A 14,968-nucleotide genomic window follows, 5' to 3' on the forward strand; every position below is an offset into this window, starting at 1 on the left:
CACCGAGCGTTCCACGATCTGCACCGTGCCCCCGCCATACCGCCCCGGGTCCGCCAACGCGTTGCGCCGCAACCCCTCCACCCGCTCCAACCGCTGCGCGGCGAACACCGACATCATCACCGCGACATCGGTCACCAACTCCACATCATCGGGCACCACCGGCGCCCGGTCCGCGACCTCGGCATCCCAGACCAGATCCTCCGGCACCATGTCGAAGAACCCCGCATCATCCAGGCCCCGGTCGAAGAACCCGGGATCCGGCTCATCCGGCGGCGTGAATGTCATACCCCCAAATTAGAACATAGGTACGACACTCAACGAGGAAAGGAACGAGCTGTGGACAACCCCCTCGCGCACCCCCGGCCGTCAGCGCAGGAAGGCCGTGGGGTCGAACTCGTCGATCGGGATGACCCGCACGCGCGGCAGCGGGGCGTCGAAGGCTTCGGCGTCGTACTCGATGTCGAACAGCTCGACCCCGGGCATCGCGGAGAACTCCGAGCTGCGGAACTCGTTGAAGGCGATCACGCCCACACGACGGCCGTTCCCGGTCAGTGCCGCGATGTCTTCGACGAAGTCCCGGTCGTGGCTGACGAGGACGACGTCGTCGGAGCGGTCGGCGAGGGCGCGCAGCGTGCGCTGGATCGCGATGTCCACGACCTTCTCGTCGGCGTCGCCCGAGAGCGGCACGGGCTGGTAGCCCAGGGCGAGGAGCGCCTGCACGAACGGCATCGGCAGGTGCGAGCTGGCGTTGAGGAAGAACAGGCCCTGCGACGGCTGACCCCATCGCTCGGCGACGAACGTCAGCAGCCGGTCCCACCGCGGACGCTCGTCCGGCTGCGGGCGCCGCCCGAGGATCGACCCGCCGAGCGTCGCGTCGATGTTCTCGCCGTCGACCAGCACCCAGCTCCTGCGCTCCGCCACGTCGTCTCCTCGTCCGCCGGCCGCAGGCGCGTCCAGCGCTCCGAACGTAGCAGGATCGGCCAGCAGGGCGGAGAGCGGATGCCTCGCCTCAGCCGGCGCGGAGGATCCTCCCCATCGCTCGGCCCTTGGCGAGCTCGTCCACGAGCTTGTCGAGGTACCGGATCTTCTGCATCAGCGGGTCCTCGATCTCCTCGACCCGCATGCCGCAGATCACCCCGGTGATCGATGAGGCGTTCGGGTTGAGCCGGGCGTCGTCGAAGAAGTCCTGGAACGTGGTTCCCGCGTCGAGATGGTGGCGCAGCTCGGCGTCATCGAACCCGGTCAGCCACTCGATCACCTCATCGAGCTCGGCGACGGTGCGCCCCTTCTTCTCGACCTTCGTGATGTACAGCGGGTACACGGAGGCGAACGGCAGGGAGTAGATGCGATGCACGCCGCCAGCGTAGCCCGGTCGGCGGACGCAGTGATGGCCCCGGGCGGGTGCCCGCCCGCCGGGGCCATCGCGCTGTCACGGGAGTGTGATCGGACCCGAATACCGATTTCCCTCGACCGCCGCGCCTCACTGCTCCGCCAGGCTATGCGCCCGCGGCGACACCGTGACAGGCCTTGACACGGGCGGCGCAGGGTTGATACGCCCGCCGCCTCGGATTCGAAGCGGGCTCCCAGGTTCACGGGACCAAAACGGGCGAGGCATCCGTTCTCTTCAGTGACGCCGCAGCCAGCGACGTCGACCAGGAGGAGACCCCGTGAATCCCGACGACTACCGCAAGACCCCCGAGGCGATCAGTCGCCTCACCGACGTGCAGTACCGCGTCACCCAGGAGGACGGCACCGAGCCGCCCTTCCGCAACCCGTACTGGAACACCCACGACGACGGCATCTACGTGGATGTGGTGTCAGGTCAGCCGCTGTTCTCGTCCGCCGACAAGTACTACAGCGGAACCGGCTGGCCGAGCTTCACCCGTCCCATCGAGCCGGACGCCGTCACCACGAAGACCGATCGCACGCTCTGGATGTCGCGCACCGAAGTGCGCTCGTCCGGGGCTGACAGCCACCTCGGCCACGTGTTCCCCGACGGCCCCAGGCAGGCCGGGGGCCTGAGATACTGCATGAACTCGGCCGCGCTGCGCTTCGTCCCCGCCTCGTCCCTCGAGGCCGAGGGCTACGCCGACTACCGAGACCACTTCCCCACCGAGAACCAGGAGCACGCATCATGACCAGCGGTCCCTTCGACACCGGCGAGATCACCCGCACCCCCGGCACCGAGACGGCGGTCCTCGCCGGCGGATGCTTCTGGGGCATGGAGGACCTCATCCGCCGCCAGCCCGGCGTACTCGACACGCGCGTCGGCTACACCGGCGGCGAGAACGCCCACGCCACCTATCGCAAGCACCCCGGTCACGCCGAGGCCGTGGAGATCGTGTTCGATCCCGCGCAGACGACGTATCGCGACATCCTGGCGTTCTTCTTCCAGATCCACGACCCGTCGACGAAGGACCGTCAGGGCAACGACATCGGATCGAGCTACCGCTCGGCGATCTTCCCGCTCTCCGCCGAGCAGGAGCAGGTCGCCCGCGACACGATCGCCGACGTCGACGCCTCGGGCCTGTGGCCGGGCAAGGCCGTCACGACGATCGAGCCCGCGGGCCCGTTCTGGGAGGCGGAGCCCGAGCACCAGGACTACCTGATCCGCATCCCGAACGGCTACACGTGCCACTTCCCGCGCGCCGGCTGGGTGCTGCCCAAGCGCGCCGACGCCACGGCGTAGCACGAACGACGATCGGATGCCGCGTCCCGCGTGGGGCGCGGCATCCGCCGTTTCCGGTTCCGCCCCCGCTGCACGGCGCGCGTCAAGCCCTGTCATGCGCTCGCACGTCGGCGCAGACTGGCAGTCACCGAGAGGAGCCGCCGTGACAGAGGGACTGCCGTGACCGACGGATTTCACCAGGGCGACCGAGTGAGCTGGAACACCCCGCAGGGCCGCACCCAGGGCCGCATCGTCGAGCGCCGCACGAGCGACTTCGAGTTCGCCGGTCAGCACTTCACCGCGTCGGGCGACGATCCGGCATTCATCGTGGAGTCGGACAAGAGCGGCGATCGCGCAGCTCACAAGGGCTCAGCGCTGCGCAGGCTCGGCTGAGGGTGAACCACCTCACCGTGAACGGATCCGGAGCCGACGGCGGTTCCGCGCCCCTGAGCCGGACTCTTCTCGCCCCGCCCGCGCGGCCGGCGGAGTGGCTCGCCGACGGCGTGCGCGCCCTCGCACCCGTGAGCGTCGTCGTCGCGGCGGTCGGGTGGGGGCCGCAGGCGGCCGGCGTCATGGCCCTCACCGTCCCGGCCGTCCTTCTGCCCCGCGCGGTCGCCGCCCGGCCGTGGTTCGACATCCTCGCGGTCACCGTCATCCTCGTGGCCGCCTGGAGCAACGTGCTCGGCCTGTACGAGTCGGTGCGCGGCTGGGACCTCGTCGTGCACGCGGTGTGCACCGGGGTCCTCGCCGCGCTGACGTACCTCGTGCTCGCGCGCTCCGGCGTGGTTCCCGCGCCTCGGCGGCCCGGGGTGGCGCGACGCACGCCGATCGTGATCGTGATCGCGCTCGGTCTCGCACTGAGCGCCCTGTGGGAGATCCTCGAATGGGTGGGGACCCTCGTCGCTCCCGATATCTACGTCACCTATCGCGACACGATCGGCGACATGGCCGCCGGCGGGCTGGGCGCCGTCGTGGCCGGAATCGTGACCGCCACCGTGCGCCTGCAGCGCGACCAGGAGCGGCCGCCTCGCCCGATCAGTCCTCGCGGACCGCGACGATGACCTTTCCGCACGCGCGCCCCTCGGCGTGCCACGCGAGCGCCGCCGGCACTTCCTCCAGCGGGAAGACGCGGTCGATCCGCACCGACACCGCCCCGCTCTCGCACAGTTCGGCGACCGGCCCGAATCCGCGCGGACCCTGGCGCACCAGCAGCACGCCGAGGTGCGCACCCGTGAGCAGGCCGTGGAGCGGGCCGACCGGCGCCAGGCGCAGCACCGCGCGCGCGGTGCCGCCGACGACCACGCACCGGCCGCCCTTCGCGAGGGCGCGGCGGTAGGCGAAGATCGAGCGGTGCGCCACCAGGTCCACCACGAGGTCGTACGGGCCGGTGCGGGTGAAGTCGGTGCGACGGTAGTCGATCACGCGCTCGGCCCCCAGCTCGCGCAGGTAGGCGAGCTTCCCGGCGTTGTCGACGGCGGTGACCCTCACGCCCTGGGCGACGGCGAGCTGGATCGCGAGGGTGCCGGCGCCTCCCCCGGCGCCGTTGATCAGCATCCGCGCCCCCGGCTCCGCGAGCGCGACCGCCTGCGCAGCGATCGCCCCCGCCTGGGGGATGGCGGATGCCTCGGCGAAGGTCAGCGCGAAAGGCTTGTGCGCGATCGCCGACTCCGGCATCGCGACGTACTCGGCGAACCCGCCGCCGCGCGGCAGGTTGTCGCCGTAGACCTCGTCGCCGACGGCGAAGCGCGAGGCGCCCGGACCGACGGCGACAACTCGGCCCGCGACATCCGTGCCGAGGATCGGGCGCGACGGGCGGCGGAGCCCGCCCATGCGGGCATAGGCGGGTGAGCCGCGCAGGCCCTCCCAGTCGGAGAGATTGATGGACACGGCGACCACCTCGACGAGCACCTCGCCTGGCGCGGGCTCGGGCGTCGGCACGTCACGGAGCTCCAGCACCTCGGGTCCGCCGTACTCCTCGTAGACCATCGCACGCACACCCACACCCTAGGCGCGACCCCCGCGCCGGCGCAGGACGTCGGTCAGTCGCGGCGGCCGGCTCCGGCGAGCACCGCGTGCAGCAGCGGGATCACGGAAACGGCCATCAGCACGGTCCCGAACACCATCTCGTCGGCGCGGAGGACGGCGCCGCCGATGAAGAGGCCAGCGAAGAGCACCGCCGACACCGCGCGGCGGACGACGCGCTCGAGCGACTTCATGCGGTGCTCCACCCGCGGGGACTCGACCGAGAGCCGGCCCTCCTCGGCGCGCGTCACGAGGTCGTCGACGCGGCGCGGCAGGCGCGCGGCGATGCCCGCGACCGCGACGGCCTCCTTCGCGAACGCCCGCACGACGTTGCCGCGCTCGTCGCGGATGAGCTGGTCGGCATACGGCTCGACGGCGTCCCACATGTTGAAGTCGCTCTGGAGCGAGCTGCACATGCCCGACGTGAGCGAGACCGCCCGAACGATGAGCAGGAAGTTCTCGGGCAGCTGGAACGGCAGCGAGCGGATGACGTCGCCGAACTCGCGGGCGAAGGCCTGGAACTCGCGCGGGTCGACCTCCTGCAGCTCGGCGAACCCCATGCCGCCGAATCGCGCGAACAGCGCGGTCATCGCACGCTCGAGCTCGGCGGTGTCGGCCGAGGGCAGCAGCACCCCGACGTCCCGGATGCTGTCCACCAGCTGCTTGCCGTTGCGCGAGGCCACCGCGATCATGACCTGCTGCAGGTCGCGGCGCAGCCGATCGGGGACCTCGCCCATCATCCCGAAGTCGATGAACGTGATGTGCCACGGCCGCTCGCCCTCGGGCGTGGGGGTGACGAACATGTTCCCCGGGTGCGGGTCGGCATGGAAGTAGCCGTCGCGGAACAGCTGATCGAACATGATCGTCGCGAACTCGGTGGCGACCTCGCCCGGCTCGATCCCCGCCGCGCGGAGTCCGTCGACGTCGTTGATCTTGATCGCCGTGACGTCGGCCAGCGTGAGCACGCGTCGCGTGGTGCGCTCCCACGCGATCTCCGGCACGGCCACACGGGGATCGCCGACGAAGTTCTCGGCGAACCGCACGGCGTTGCGCGCCTCGTGGAGGTAGTCGATCTCCTCCTTGCTGGTGTGCGCGAACTCCTCGATCAGCACGGGCAGGTCGACGTGATCGCGCACGACGCGCACGCGGCTGAGCCACTGCGCCACCCGCCTGAGCGCCGCGAGGTCCACCTCGACGATCCGCTCGATGCCGGGTCGCTGCACCTTCACGACGACGTCGGCGAATCCCGTGTCGGCCGCGTCAGCGGGGACGAGCCGCGCGCGGTGCGCCTGGCCGAGGGATGCCGCGGCCACAGGGACCGGGTCGACCCACTCGTACGCGACCTCGAGCTCGACGCCGAGCTCGGCCTCGGCGAGGGTGCGGATCGCGTCGAATCCGACCGCCGGGACCTCGTCCTGCAGGCCTTCGAGCTCCTTCGTGATCTCCGGAGGCAGGACGTCCAGGCGCGAGGACATGAACTGCCCGACCTTGATCATCAGTCCGCCGAGCGAGACGGCGAGCGCATGGAACCGGCGGGCGAGCCGCGTCAGCCGGGCTGCCCGGCCGCGCGCGGCGAAGCGTCCGAGGCCGATGCGCGGCAGGAAGAGCTCGTACCACCACGCCTGCACCATGTACCGGGCGGCGAAGCGCAGGATGCGGCGGTAGCGCGCGCGCGAGCTCCCGGCGTCGGCCATCGAGACTCCCTGATTCGGGACCGCCCCGGGCCGACGTTCCGGCGGCATCCGGCTCAGTCCTGGGCGAGGATCGAGTAGAGCTTACGACGAGCCTCGTCGAGCACGTCGACCGCTTCCTGCACCTGCTCGGGCGAACCGCTCGTCGCCACCTGCGCCGCCGCCTGAGCGAGCTTCGCACCCGCCTTGGGGAGGGCCGTCGAGCGCGCGGCATCCTTGCGTCCCGCCGACTCCCACGGAGCCGACCGGTCCTCGCTCTCGGCCGCCTGCGCGCGCCCCGCCTCGGTGAGCGAGTACGTCTTCTTGCCGCCCGCCTCCTCGGCGGTGATGAGCCCCTCGTCGGCGAGCAGCTGCAGGGTGGGATAGACCGAGCCGGGGCTGGGCTTCCAGGTGCCGCCGCTGCGCGCCTCGATCTCGTAGATGATCTGGTAGCCGTGCATCGGCCGATCGGCCAGCACGGAGAGGATGGCGGCTCTCACGTCGCCGCGACCCATGCGGGGCGTCATCACGCGCTGCTCGAACATGTCGCGCAGCTGGTCCATGGCCTCCCACAGTCCACCTCCGCCCGGACGACCCTGACCCTGGCCACGGTCCCGCGGACCGAACCAGTCTCTCGTGAACGAATCGCTCATGACGACCTCCTTGAGATGACCTCGCCGATATACCGGCGATACTCAACGATATATCGTTGACGCCGCCCTGGCCAGGCTCAGTCGTCCTCTTCGACGGGCTGCCGGAGAATCGTCCGGAGGCGCTCGGGTGCCGATCGGCGGGGGTCGGCGAGGTAGATCTCGTGGTGCAGCCCCCGCATCCGCAGCCCTGCGCCCGGGATGACCTCGCGGTGCAGCCGGTCGAGCACCGGCCCCTCGTCGTCGTAGGGACCGATGTGCAGCGTCTGCACGCACCGCCCCTCGTCGAGGGTCTCGAGGCGCAGGCGTGCGAGGGCGGGGAGATCCGCTCTCGCGGCCGCGCTGCGCGCGCGCTCGACGTGCTCTGCGTCGAGCCACTCCGGCACGAGGATCATCATCGTCCAGCTCCACTGCGCCTTGTCCCGCGCAGAGGTGAAGGTCGTCATGTCGTCGGCCCACCACAGGCCCTCGAGGGGCATGACGACGTAGTCGCGCTCGAGCTCGTTCTTGCTCAGGAACTTCAGCTTGTACGACACCCCGTAGAGCGCGGCGACCGCGTCGGCGTACTCCGGCGAGGTGTTGGGGTCGCCGTGGCCGTCGACCATGACGTAGCTCATCGGCGGCACATCGATGGTCTCGAAGCGGCCGCGCGGCGCCGTGTAGGACGGGATCAGCTTCTTGAGGTCGGTCTTCACGCGGTTCCTTCGTCCGGCGTCACGCGAGCGCGCCGACGCGACCCCTGAATAACCCGCCCGCCGCCGAAATGCAAGAGGTGTGCGTCCGCGGCGCACGACGGCGAGGCTGGCATCATGAGCCAGATCATCGAGACCATCGACGTCGACGTGCCCGTCACGACCGCCTACAACCAGTGGACGCAGTTCGAGAGCTTCCCCCACTTCCTCGAGGAGGTGGAGTCGATCACCCAGCTCGACGACACGCACACGCACTGGAAGGTGAAGGTCGGCCCGTTCGAGCGCGAATTCGACGCCGAGATCACCGAACAGCATCCTGACGAGCGCGTCGCCTGGCGCAGCGAAGGCGGCGACACCGCCCACGCGGGCGTCGTCACCTTCCACAAGCTCAGCGACACCCAGAGCCGCGTCACCGTGCAGATCGACTGGGAGCCGACCGACGCGATCGAGAAGCTCGGCTCGCTCGTCGGCGCGGGGAAGCACGCGGTGAAGAAGGACCTCGAGAACTTCAAGGAGTTCATCGAGAAGTCCGGTCACGAGACCGGCGCCTGGCGCGGCGACGTCGAGCGCTGAGCCTCGACACAGCGGATGCCTCGCCCCCCCCGCCGCGCGGGGGCCGCGGCATCCGCCTTCTCCCGGCCGACGCTCGACGGTGTCGACGGGGGCCGCCACACTGGACCTCATGACGCCGACACCGTGGGTGCTGCACGTCGACCTCGACCAGTTCATCGCGGCCGTCGAGGTGCTCCGTCGTCCGGAACTCGCCGGCAGGCCCGTGATCGTCGGGGGTCGCGGCGATCCGACGGAGCGGGCTGTCGTGTCGACCGCGTCGTACGAGGCGCGCGCGTTCGGCGTCGGGTCCGGGATGCCGCTGCGCATCGCCGCGCGCAAAGCTCCTGATGCGGTCATCCTGCCCGTCGACGCCCCCGCCTACACCGCGGCGTCGGAAGAAGTGATGGCGACGCTGCGCGATCATCCCGGCGCGGTCGTCCAAGTGCTCGGGTGGGATGAGGCGTTCGTGGGCGTCCGCACCGCTGACCCCGAGGCGACCGCTCGCGAGATCCAGCGCGCCGTGCTCGAGCGCACGCAGCTGCATTGCAGCGTCGGCATCGGCGACACCCTGGTGCGGGCCAAGAACGCCACCGACTTCGGCAAGCCGCGCGGCACGTTCCGACTGACGGCGGAGAACTGGCTCGATGTCATGGGCGACAAGCCCACGATCGCGCTGTGGGGCGTGGGCGGCAAGATCTCCCAGCGGCTCGCCGGACTCGGCATCCACACCGTCACCGAGCTCGCGCACGCCGACCCCGCGCCGCTCGTCGCGGAGTTCGGACCAAAGATGGGGCCCTGGTACCGCCAGCTCGGCCGGGGCGACGGGTCGTCGGTCGTCGACGACACCCCGTGGGTCGCGCGCGGCCACGGGCGCGAGACCACCTTCCAGCAGAACATCGTCGAGCGGTCCGACGTCGAGGCGGCGGCCCGGGCACTGCTCGCCCAGGTGCTCGAGGATGTCGCGGCGGAGGGCCGTCCCGTGGTCGGCGTGGGCCTCAAGGTGCGCTACGCCCCCTTCGTGACCAGGACGTTCGTGCACAAGATCCCGGCGACGTTCGACCGTGAGACGGTGATCGCCGAGACCCTCGCACTCGTCGGGCGCATCGACCCCGGCCGGCCGCTGCGGCTGCTCGGCGTGCGCGCGGAGATGCAGATGCCCGACGACGCGCGGGAGGGCCACACCCCGACGCGCGGCGGCTGGTGACCCGCGCCTCTGGAGCACTGTCCCTTCCGTCCGCTATTCTTCGTCCAACGCGGTTGGGGAACCGCGACCCGACTCAGCTGGGGATGAGATGAGCGAAGACATTCGTGTGGGCATGCCCGCACCCGGGTGGCGGTACGACGCCGCGACCGATCGGACGCGCTGGTGGGACGGAGTGCGCTGGACCGACGACGCGAAGCCGCTGGATCCCGTGGTGCGCACCGGACCGCAGGCTGCGGTTTCCGCGCAGGGGAGCGCGGCGCCGGGCTCGAAGCCGAGCACGAAGAACGGTCCCGCGACGGCCGCGCTCGTGCTGCTCGTGCTCTCGATGCTGGGCGTGGCGGGCATCGTCTGGTTCGCGTCCGGCATGAATCCTGCCACGGCCACACTGCTGGGCCTGGCTCAGATCGGCGTGCTGGTCGCGGCGCTCGTGCTGTCGCTCGTGGCTCTCGTCGTCGCGATCCGGCGGCCCACCCGCAAGCGCCGGGCCGTGGTCGCCCTGGTGCTGTCGGCCGTTCTCCTGGGATTCCTGGTGTTCCGCATCGCGACAGCGCCGGGAGCGGTGGATGCGTCCGCCCTCGAGAGCGAGATCGCCGCGTGGGCGCTCGGCGAGACCGGCGAGGTGTCGCAGGCGACCTGCCCCGATACCCCGCCTCAGGCCACGGGCGCTGTCTTCACGTGCTCGGTGGTCGGCGCGAGCGGTGCCGAGTGGGAGGTCGCGGTCACAGTGCAGGCCGACTCGGTCACGTGGGAGCCCGCGCCGTAAGCGCCGGGCGGCGGCATCCGCCATCCGCGCCGCTAGCGTGGGAGCCGTGACGTTCCCCTCCGTCGAGATCCCGCTGTTCGTCTACGGCAGCCTGCGTCCGGGCATGGCGCTGTGGAGCGAGATCGAGCCGCATGTGTCGGCGGCCCGGCCGGCGAGCGTCGAGGGCGCCCTCCACTGGCACGAGGGCGGCGAATGGCCGCTCCTCGTCGCGGGCGGTCCCGGGCGGGTGCGGGGCGAGCTGCTGTCGCTTCGTCACGGCGACGAGGTCAACCGCGTGATCGTCGACGAGGAGCTGCGGTATGGCTACGACGCGCGCTGGCTGCCGGTCGTGCTCGAGGACGGCGCCGTGGTCGAGGCGCTCGTGCTCGTCTGGCCGCGGCGGACCGAGCGCGGGCCGCCGATCCCGGGCGGCGACTTCGCCGCCCCGCTGGCGTCAGGCGGCTGAAGGAAGCGGATGCCGCGGGCTCACGTCACCCGGACGAGGGTGCGCTGCCAGCCCGTCGAGCCGTCGGGGGCGATCGGCGCCCGTTCCTCGACCTGGAGGTCGCCGTCGCGGTTCACCGCGCGGACAGTGACGTTGTGGGTGCCGGGGGCCGCGTCCCATTCGAGCATCCACTGCACCCAGGTGTCGTCGTTGACGGGCTCCGACAGGGTCGCGGCCTGCCAGTCGCCGTCGTCGATGCGCACCTCGACCCGCTCGATGCCGACGGTCTGCGCCCACGCCACCCCCGCCAGCGCCACCGTACCCGCCGGCACGGGCTGGCCGGTGCGCGGGGTGTCCATGCGCGACGAGAACTTGATCGGGGCGCGGGCGCTGTAGCCGCGCGGCGTCCAGTAGGCCTCGTCGGCCGCGAACGTCGTCACGGTCAGCGCGGTGAGCCACTTCGTCGCCGAGACGTAGCCGTAGAGCCCCGGGACCACCATCCGCACCGGGAAGCCATGCTCCTGCGGCAGCGGCTCGCCGTTCATCGCGACGGCGAGGATGGCGTCGCGGCCGGGATCGGTGAGCGCCTCGAGCGGCGTGCTCGCCGTGAACCCGTCGATGCTCCGCGAGAGCACCATGTCGGCGTCGCCGCGCGGCCCGGCGAGGGCCAGCACGTCGCGCACCGGCACACCCAGCCAGCGGGCGGTGCCCACGAGCTCGCCGCCGACCTCGTTCGAGACGCACGTCAGCGTGATGGAGTACTCGTCGAGTCCCATCTCCACCAGGTCGTCGAACGTGAGCTCGACCTTCTGGTCGACGAGGCCGTCCACCGTCAGCCGCCACGTCGACGGGTCGATCGCGGGCACGGTGAGGGCGGTGTCGACGCGGTAGAAGTCGGCGTTCGGCGTGTAGAGCGGGGAGATCCCGGGGACGTCCAGTTCGGCGCCGGCCGGCACGGTGACGCGCGAGCGCGGCTCCGGCAGGCGCAGCGCACGGCGCACGGCCGCGACGGAGGTGGTCGCCATGTTGGCCGCCCTCGCCCCGACGCCCGCGAGGAGGGCGGCGGCCCCGGCGATCGTGATCAGCTGCAGGAACGCCCGCCGATCCGGCGGCGGGGACGCCGGTCCGTCCGCGGGGGTGTCGCGGGCGCCTTCCGCGGCGACGCCGGCCCACCGCCGCAGTCGGCCGACGCTCGCGGCGAGCACGATCGATCCGGCGATGGCGCCGAGGACGGGCGGAAGCCACGCGAGCGGTGTCGCCCCCGCCCGGGTCACGATGGCCGCGATCGAGAGCACGCCGGCGATGCCGAGCAGCACGATGCCGAACGGCGGCCGCCACAGCTGCAGCACGCCCGCGATCGCGGCTGCCAGCACGACGGCCAGCCCCAGGCCGCCCAGCAGCACGGGCTTGTCGTACTCCCCGAACGCGGCGATCGCGAATTCCTTGAGCGGCTGCGGGACGACGTCGATCACGAACGACCCGACCGCCAGAATCGGACTGCTCTCCCGCGCGAGAACGAGGGCGGCGACCTCGGCGACGGCGAGGAAGACACCCGCGCTCACGACTCCCGCGAGCGCGGCCCACGCCGCGAACCGCACCCTGCTCGCCCGCTCCGGCATGCCCCGCTCCGATCCCCCGCTGTCGTGTGGTGTTCGGCGCGGGCGCCGCGGCGGATTGGGCGTCGGCGTCAGTCGAGCTCGTCGAGCCCCGTCAGGGCGAGCTCGTGCGACCGCAGGCCGTACTCGAGCGTCGCCCGCTGATACCGGAAGTTCTCGGCGTACTCGGCGGGGATCTCCGCGGTGTCCAGTCCGTCGGCGACCGCCCTCAGCTCGGCGAGGCCGGCCGCGGCGCCCGCCCGCAGCCGTTCGAGGACGGCCTCGCGCTCCTCGCCGCGCGGGAGCAGCCCGAGCAGGAACACCTTGGCCAGCATCGTCGTCTCGGCCGCCGCCCCGACGAGCGGCTCCCCCATCCACCTCCGCCACGCGTCGATGCCGTCCGGCGTCGGCGAGTGCAGCTTGCGCGGACGCGCAGAGGACGAGGCATCCGTCACCGTCAACCAGCCCTGGGCGGCGAGCTGCCGCAGGGCGCGCTGCAGGCTGCCGTAGCTGGCGCTGTAGAAGAGCGAGGGACCGGCGGCGAACTGCTTGTGCAGGTCGTAGAGCGACATCGGGGCGATCATCAGCAGACCCAGGATCACGAACTGCATGTGGATCCTCCTTCGCATCTCTGCCAATATATCCCTTAGATATATCTCAGGGGGATATCCGTCATGCCGAGACACACCCACGTCACCGCGGATCTGGCGGGGATCGCCGACGGGGTCGCCCGCAAACGCGAAGGGCTTCCCGCACCGCAGGTGCTCGCGATCGCGCCCGGCATCGAGTTCGCAGCCGGCGACCGTCATCGCCGCTTCCACGCCGCGAGCGTGGGCAAGATGCTCACGGCCACGCTCGCGTTCCAGCTGGCGGAGCGCGGCCGGCTCGATCTCGACGCCCCCGTGACGAACCTGCTGCCGGCATCCGAGCTCGCCGGGCTGTTCGTCCACTACGGAACGGATGCCGCCGCCGACGTCACTGCGCGCCACCTGCTCACGCACACGAGCGGCGTCGCCGACTACTTCGAGGGCCCCAACGACACCGGCGCGTCGTTCGCCAGGCGGATCACGAGCCACCCCGGCGAGCGCTTCACGCCCGCCGACCTGCTGGCGTTCTCGCGCGATCACCAGCGTCCGGTCGCGCGACCCGGCGCGAAGTTCTCGTACTCCGACACCGGCTACGTGCTGCTCGCGCGCGCGATCGAGGAGGCCGGCGGCGCGTCGCTCGGGGCACAGCTGCACGAGCGCATCCTGGCTCCGGCGGGGATGGATGCCTCGTGCCTGCTGTTCCACACGATGCCCGGCGGCGCGACGGCCGTCGGCGAGCCCGGCGCCGCCCTCGACCTCGCCCCGATCCTGATCGACGACGTCGACCTCAGCCGAGCCGAGAGCCTGAGCTGCGACTGGGGCGGCGGCGGCGTCGTGACGACCGTCGACGACCTGCACCGGTTCGCCGCCGCCTGGCACGGCGGAGCGCTCGTCGGCGACGGATCGCGCGCGCAGATGGCCACGATCGAGCACCGGTTCCGTGCCGGCATCCACTACGGGGCCGGGCTCATGCAGCTGCGCTACGGCGGCTTCTTCCCGCTGCTCGCGGGCCTGCCCCGCACCATCGGCCATCTCGGAGTGACCGGCGTGCACCTGTTCTCCGATCCGGCACGCGGCATCACGATCATCCTGAACCTGCACTCCACCGCGGAGATGACGCGCAGCTTCCAACTGCACATCCGGCTGCTGCAGCGGCTGCTGCGCGCGACGCGCTGACGGGAATCCGCTTGCCCCGCGGTGTATCTCGGCGCGGGCGCGGCGCTCCTCCACTTCAGGGCGGCACCTGGCCGCCCATCCGGACACACCGGAAGCATCCGGGCGTGCGCCGCGTCGGGGGGCAGTCGAGCGCGCGTATCGGATCAGGCCGCGGCATCCGTCCAGTCGGGGGACGGATGCCGCGGCTTCACGCGTGCGCGCGGGGCGCCAGGTCGGGGCCGAGGGCCTCGCGCTCGTCGAAGACGAAGCACTCGCCGGTCCAGTGGGCGCCGCCGACGTGCTCGAACCAGCCGAGGATGCCGCCGTCGAGCTGGACCGCCTCCACACCGGCCTCGCGCAGGTGGATCGCGGCCTTCTCGCACCGGATGCCGCCGGTGCAGAAGCTCACGACGGTCTTCCCCCGGAGCTCGTCGCGATGGGCGGCCGCGGCATCCGGGAACTGCGTGAAGCGCTCGATGCGCCAGTCGAGGGCTCCCGCGAACGTGCCGTAGTCGACCTCGAACGCGTTGCGGGTGTCCAGCAGCACGACCTCGCGCCCGTCGTCGTCGTGCCCCTGGTCGAGCCAGCGGCGCAGGCGCACCGGCGCGACCGCGGGCGCCCGGCCCGACTCGGGCCGGATCGCCGGGCGATCCATGCGGATGATCTCGCGCTTGAGCTTGACCAGGAGCTTCCGGAACGGCTGCGCGTCGGACCAGCTCTCCCGGGCGGTGAGCCCGGCGAACCGCACGTCGCCGCGAAGGTCGTCGAGGAAGGAGCGGACGGATGCCTCGTCCGCCGCCAGGAACAGGTTGAGACCCTCTTCGGCGAGGATGATCGTTCCCTTGAGCCCGAGGGCCCCCGCGCGCTCGCGCAGGAGCGGACGCAGCTGTTCGCGGTCGTCGATCCGCGTGAACAGGTACGCCGAGACGTTCAGGACCGATGCCACTCCTCCAGCCTACGTTCCGCGGGATCACGACCGATCCCGG

The 14,968-nt window shown here is 71.5% G+C and carries 18 protein-coding genes and 1 pseudogene; 9 read left to right on the forward strand and 10 right to left on the reverse strand.

Annotated elements, in window-relative coordinates:
* The 3 genes and pseudogenes from ACE3O1_RS06175 to ACE3O1_RS06185 form a co-directional block, all read right to left on the reverse strand.
* Positions 1–285 (reverse strand): annotated as a pseudogene (locus tag ACE3O1_RS06175) (hypothetical protein); the annotation flags it as partial.
* A gap of 81 nt (positions 286–366) precedes the next feature.
* Positions 367–921, reverse strand: coding sequence for an NYN domain-containing protein (locus ACE3O1_RS06180; RefSeq protein ID WP_374313516.1), 555 nt, complete (start codon positions 919–921; stop codon positions 367–369).
* Between the two features lie 88 nt (positions 922–1,009).
* Positions 1,010–1,354 (reverse strand): DUF2200 domain-containing protein, encoded by a 345-nt coding sequence (locus tag ACE3O1_RS06185; RefSeq protein WP_374313518.1) that lies wholly within the window; start codon positions 1,352–1,354, stop codon positions 1,010–1,012.
* A gap of 313 nt (positions 1,355–1,667) precedes the next feature.
* Between ACE3O1_RS06185 and msrB the strand changes: the two genes are divergently transcribed.
* From msrB to ACE3O1_RS06205, 4 genes are all read left to right on the forward strand, one after another.
* Complete coding sequence (gene msrB / locus ACE3O1_RS06190; protein WP_374313520.1) at positions 1,668–2,138, forward strand: peptide-methionine (R)-S-oxide reductase MsrB; 471 nt, start codon at positions 1,668–1,670, stop codon at positions 2,136–2,138.
* Complete coding sequence (gene msrA, locus ACE3O1_RS06195; RefSeq protein WP_374313522.1) at positions 2,135–2,689, forward strand: peptide-methionine (S)-S-oxide reductase MsrA; 555 nt, start codon at positions 2,135–2,137, stop codon at positions 2,687–2,689. Before msrB ends, msrA begins: the two co-directional genes overlap by 4 nt.
* 159 nt (positions 2,690–2,848) lie before the next feature.
* The gene (locus ACE3O1_RS06200; RefSeq protein WP_374313524.1) at positions 2,849–3,061 is read left to right on the forward strand and encodes a DUF2945 domain-containing protein; all 213 of its coding nucleotides are present in this window, start codon (positions 2,849–2,851) and stop codon (positions 3,059–3,061) included.
* 2 nt (positions 3,062–3,063) lie between these two features.
* The gene (locus ACE3O1_RS06205; RefSeq protein WP_374313526.1) at positions 3,064–3,729 is read left to right on the forward strand and encodes a hypothetical protein; all 666 of its coding nucleotides are present in this window, start codon (positions 3,064–3,066) and stop codon (positions 3,727–3,729) included.
* Here the strand turns inward: ACE3O1_RS06205 and ACE3O1_RS06210 are convergent.
* The 4 genes from ACE3O1_RS06210 to ACE3O1_RS06225 form a co-directional block, all read right to left on the reverse strand.
* Positions 3,704–4,654: an NAD(P)-dependent alcohol dehydrogenase gene (locus ACE3O1_RS06210; RefSeq protein WP_374313565.1), complete on the reverse strand. Its 951-nt coding sequence runs from the start codon at positions 4,652–4,654 to the stop codon at positions 3,704–3,706. The genes ACE3O1_RS06205 and ACE3O1_RS06210 overlap by 26 nt on opposite strands.
* A 53-nt stretch (positions 4,655–4,707) precedes the next feature.
* Positions 4,708–6,384 carry an ABC1 kinase family protein gene (locus tag ACE3O1_RS06215; protein WP_374313528.1) on the reverse strand — a complete coding sequence of 559 codons (1,677 nt, stop codon included), beginning with the start codon at positions 6,382–6,384 and terminating at the stop codon, positions 4,708–4,710.
* Between the two features lie 53 nt (positions 6,385–6,437).
* The gene (locus ACE3O1_RS06220) at positions 6,438–7,013 is read right to left on the reverse strand and encodes a PadR family transcriptional regulator (protein WP_374313530.1); all 576 of its coding nucleotides are present in this window, start codon (positions 7,011–7,013) and stop codon (positions 6,438–6,440) included.
* Positions 7,014–7,090: 77 nt separating this feature from the next.
* On the reverse strand, positions 7,091–7,705 hold the full coding sequence (locus tag ACE3O1_RS06225; RefSeq protein WP_374313532.1) for a GyrI-like domain-containing protein: 615 nt from the start codon (positions 7,703–7,705) through the stop codon (positions 7,091–7,093).
* 114 nt (positions 7,706–7,819) lie between these two features.
* Here ACE3O1_RS06225 and ACE3O1_RS06230 point away from each other — a divergent pair, with 114 nt between their 5' ends.
* The 4 genes from ACE3O1_RS06230 (at position 7,820) to ACE3O1_RS06245 (ending at position 10,666) form a co-directional block, all read left to right on the forward strand.
* Entirely contained in the window at positions 7,820–8,275 is a 456-nt protein-coding gene (locus ACE3O1_RS06230; RefSeq protein WP_374313534.1) for an SRPBCC family protein, read from the forward strand.
* Positions 8,276–8,384: 109 nt separating this feature from the next.
* Entirely contained in the window at positions 8,385–9,458 is a 1,074-nt protein-coding gene (locus ACE3O1_RS06235) for a DNA polymerase IV (protein ID WP_374313536.1), read from the forward strand.
* A gap of 88 nt (positions 9,459–9,546) precedes the next feature.
* Complete coding sequence (locus ACE3O1_RS06240) at positions 9,547–10,221, forward strand: DUF4333 domain-containing protein (protein ID WP_374313538.1); 675 nt, start codon at positions 9,547–9,549, stop codon at positions 10,219–10,221.
* Between the two features lie 46 nt (positions 10,222–10,267).
* The gene (locus ACE3O1_RS06245; protein ID WP_374313540.1) at positions 10,268–10,666 is read left to right on the forward strand and encodes a gamma-glutamylcyclotransferase; all 399 of its coding nucleotides are present in this window, start codon (positions 10,268–10,270) and stop codon (positions 10,664–10,666) included.
* A gap of 20 nt (positions 10,667–10,686) precedes the next feature.
* Here ACE3O1_RS06245 and ACE3O1_RS06250 read toward each other — a convergent pair whose 3' ends face one another.
* Both ACE3O1_RS06250 and ACE3O1_RS06255 read right to left on the reverse strand, forming a co-directional pair.
* Positions 10,687–12,264, reverse strand: a complete 1,578-nt coding sequence (locus ACE3O1_RS06250) for a molybdopterin-dependent oxidoreductase (RefSeq protein ID WP_374313542.1) — start codon at positions 12,262–12,264, stop codon at positions 10,687–10,689.
* A gap of 68 nt (positions 12,265–12,332) precedes the next feature.
* On the reverse strand, positions 12,333–12,851 hold the full coding sequence (locus ACE3O1_RS06255; RefSeq protein ID WP_374313544.1) for a PadR family transcriptional regulator: 519 nt from the start codon (positions 12,849–12,851) through the stop codon (positions 12,333–12,335).
* A gap of 63 nt (positions 12,852–12,914) precedes the next feature.
* On the opposite strand from ACE3O1_RS06255, the gene ACE3O1_RS06260 reads away from it, so the two are divergent.
* Positions 12,915–14,003, forward strand: coding sequence for a serine hydrolase domain-containing protein (locus tag ACE3O1_RS06260; RefSeq protein WP_374313545.1), 1,089 nt, complete (start codon positions 12,915–12,917; stop codon positions 14,001–14,003).
* A 187-nt stretch (positions 14,004–14,190) separates the two neighbouring features.
* On the opposite strand, the gene ACE3O1_RS06265 is transcribed toward ACE3O1_RS06260, so the two are convergent.
* Positions 14,191–14,928, reverse strand: coding sequence for a sulfurtransferase (locus tag ACE3O1_RS06265; protein WP_374313547.1), 738 nt, complete (start codon positions 14,926–14,928; stop codon positions 14,191–14,193).
* Positions 14,929–14,968 lie beyond the last annotated feature (40 nt).

Origin of the sequence: Microbacterium sp., from assembly GCF_041909575.1 — a bacterium.
Taxonomy (GTDB): Bacteria; Actinomycetota; Actinomycetes; order Actinomycetales; family Microbacteriaceae; genus Microbacterium.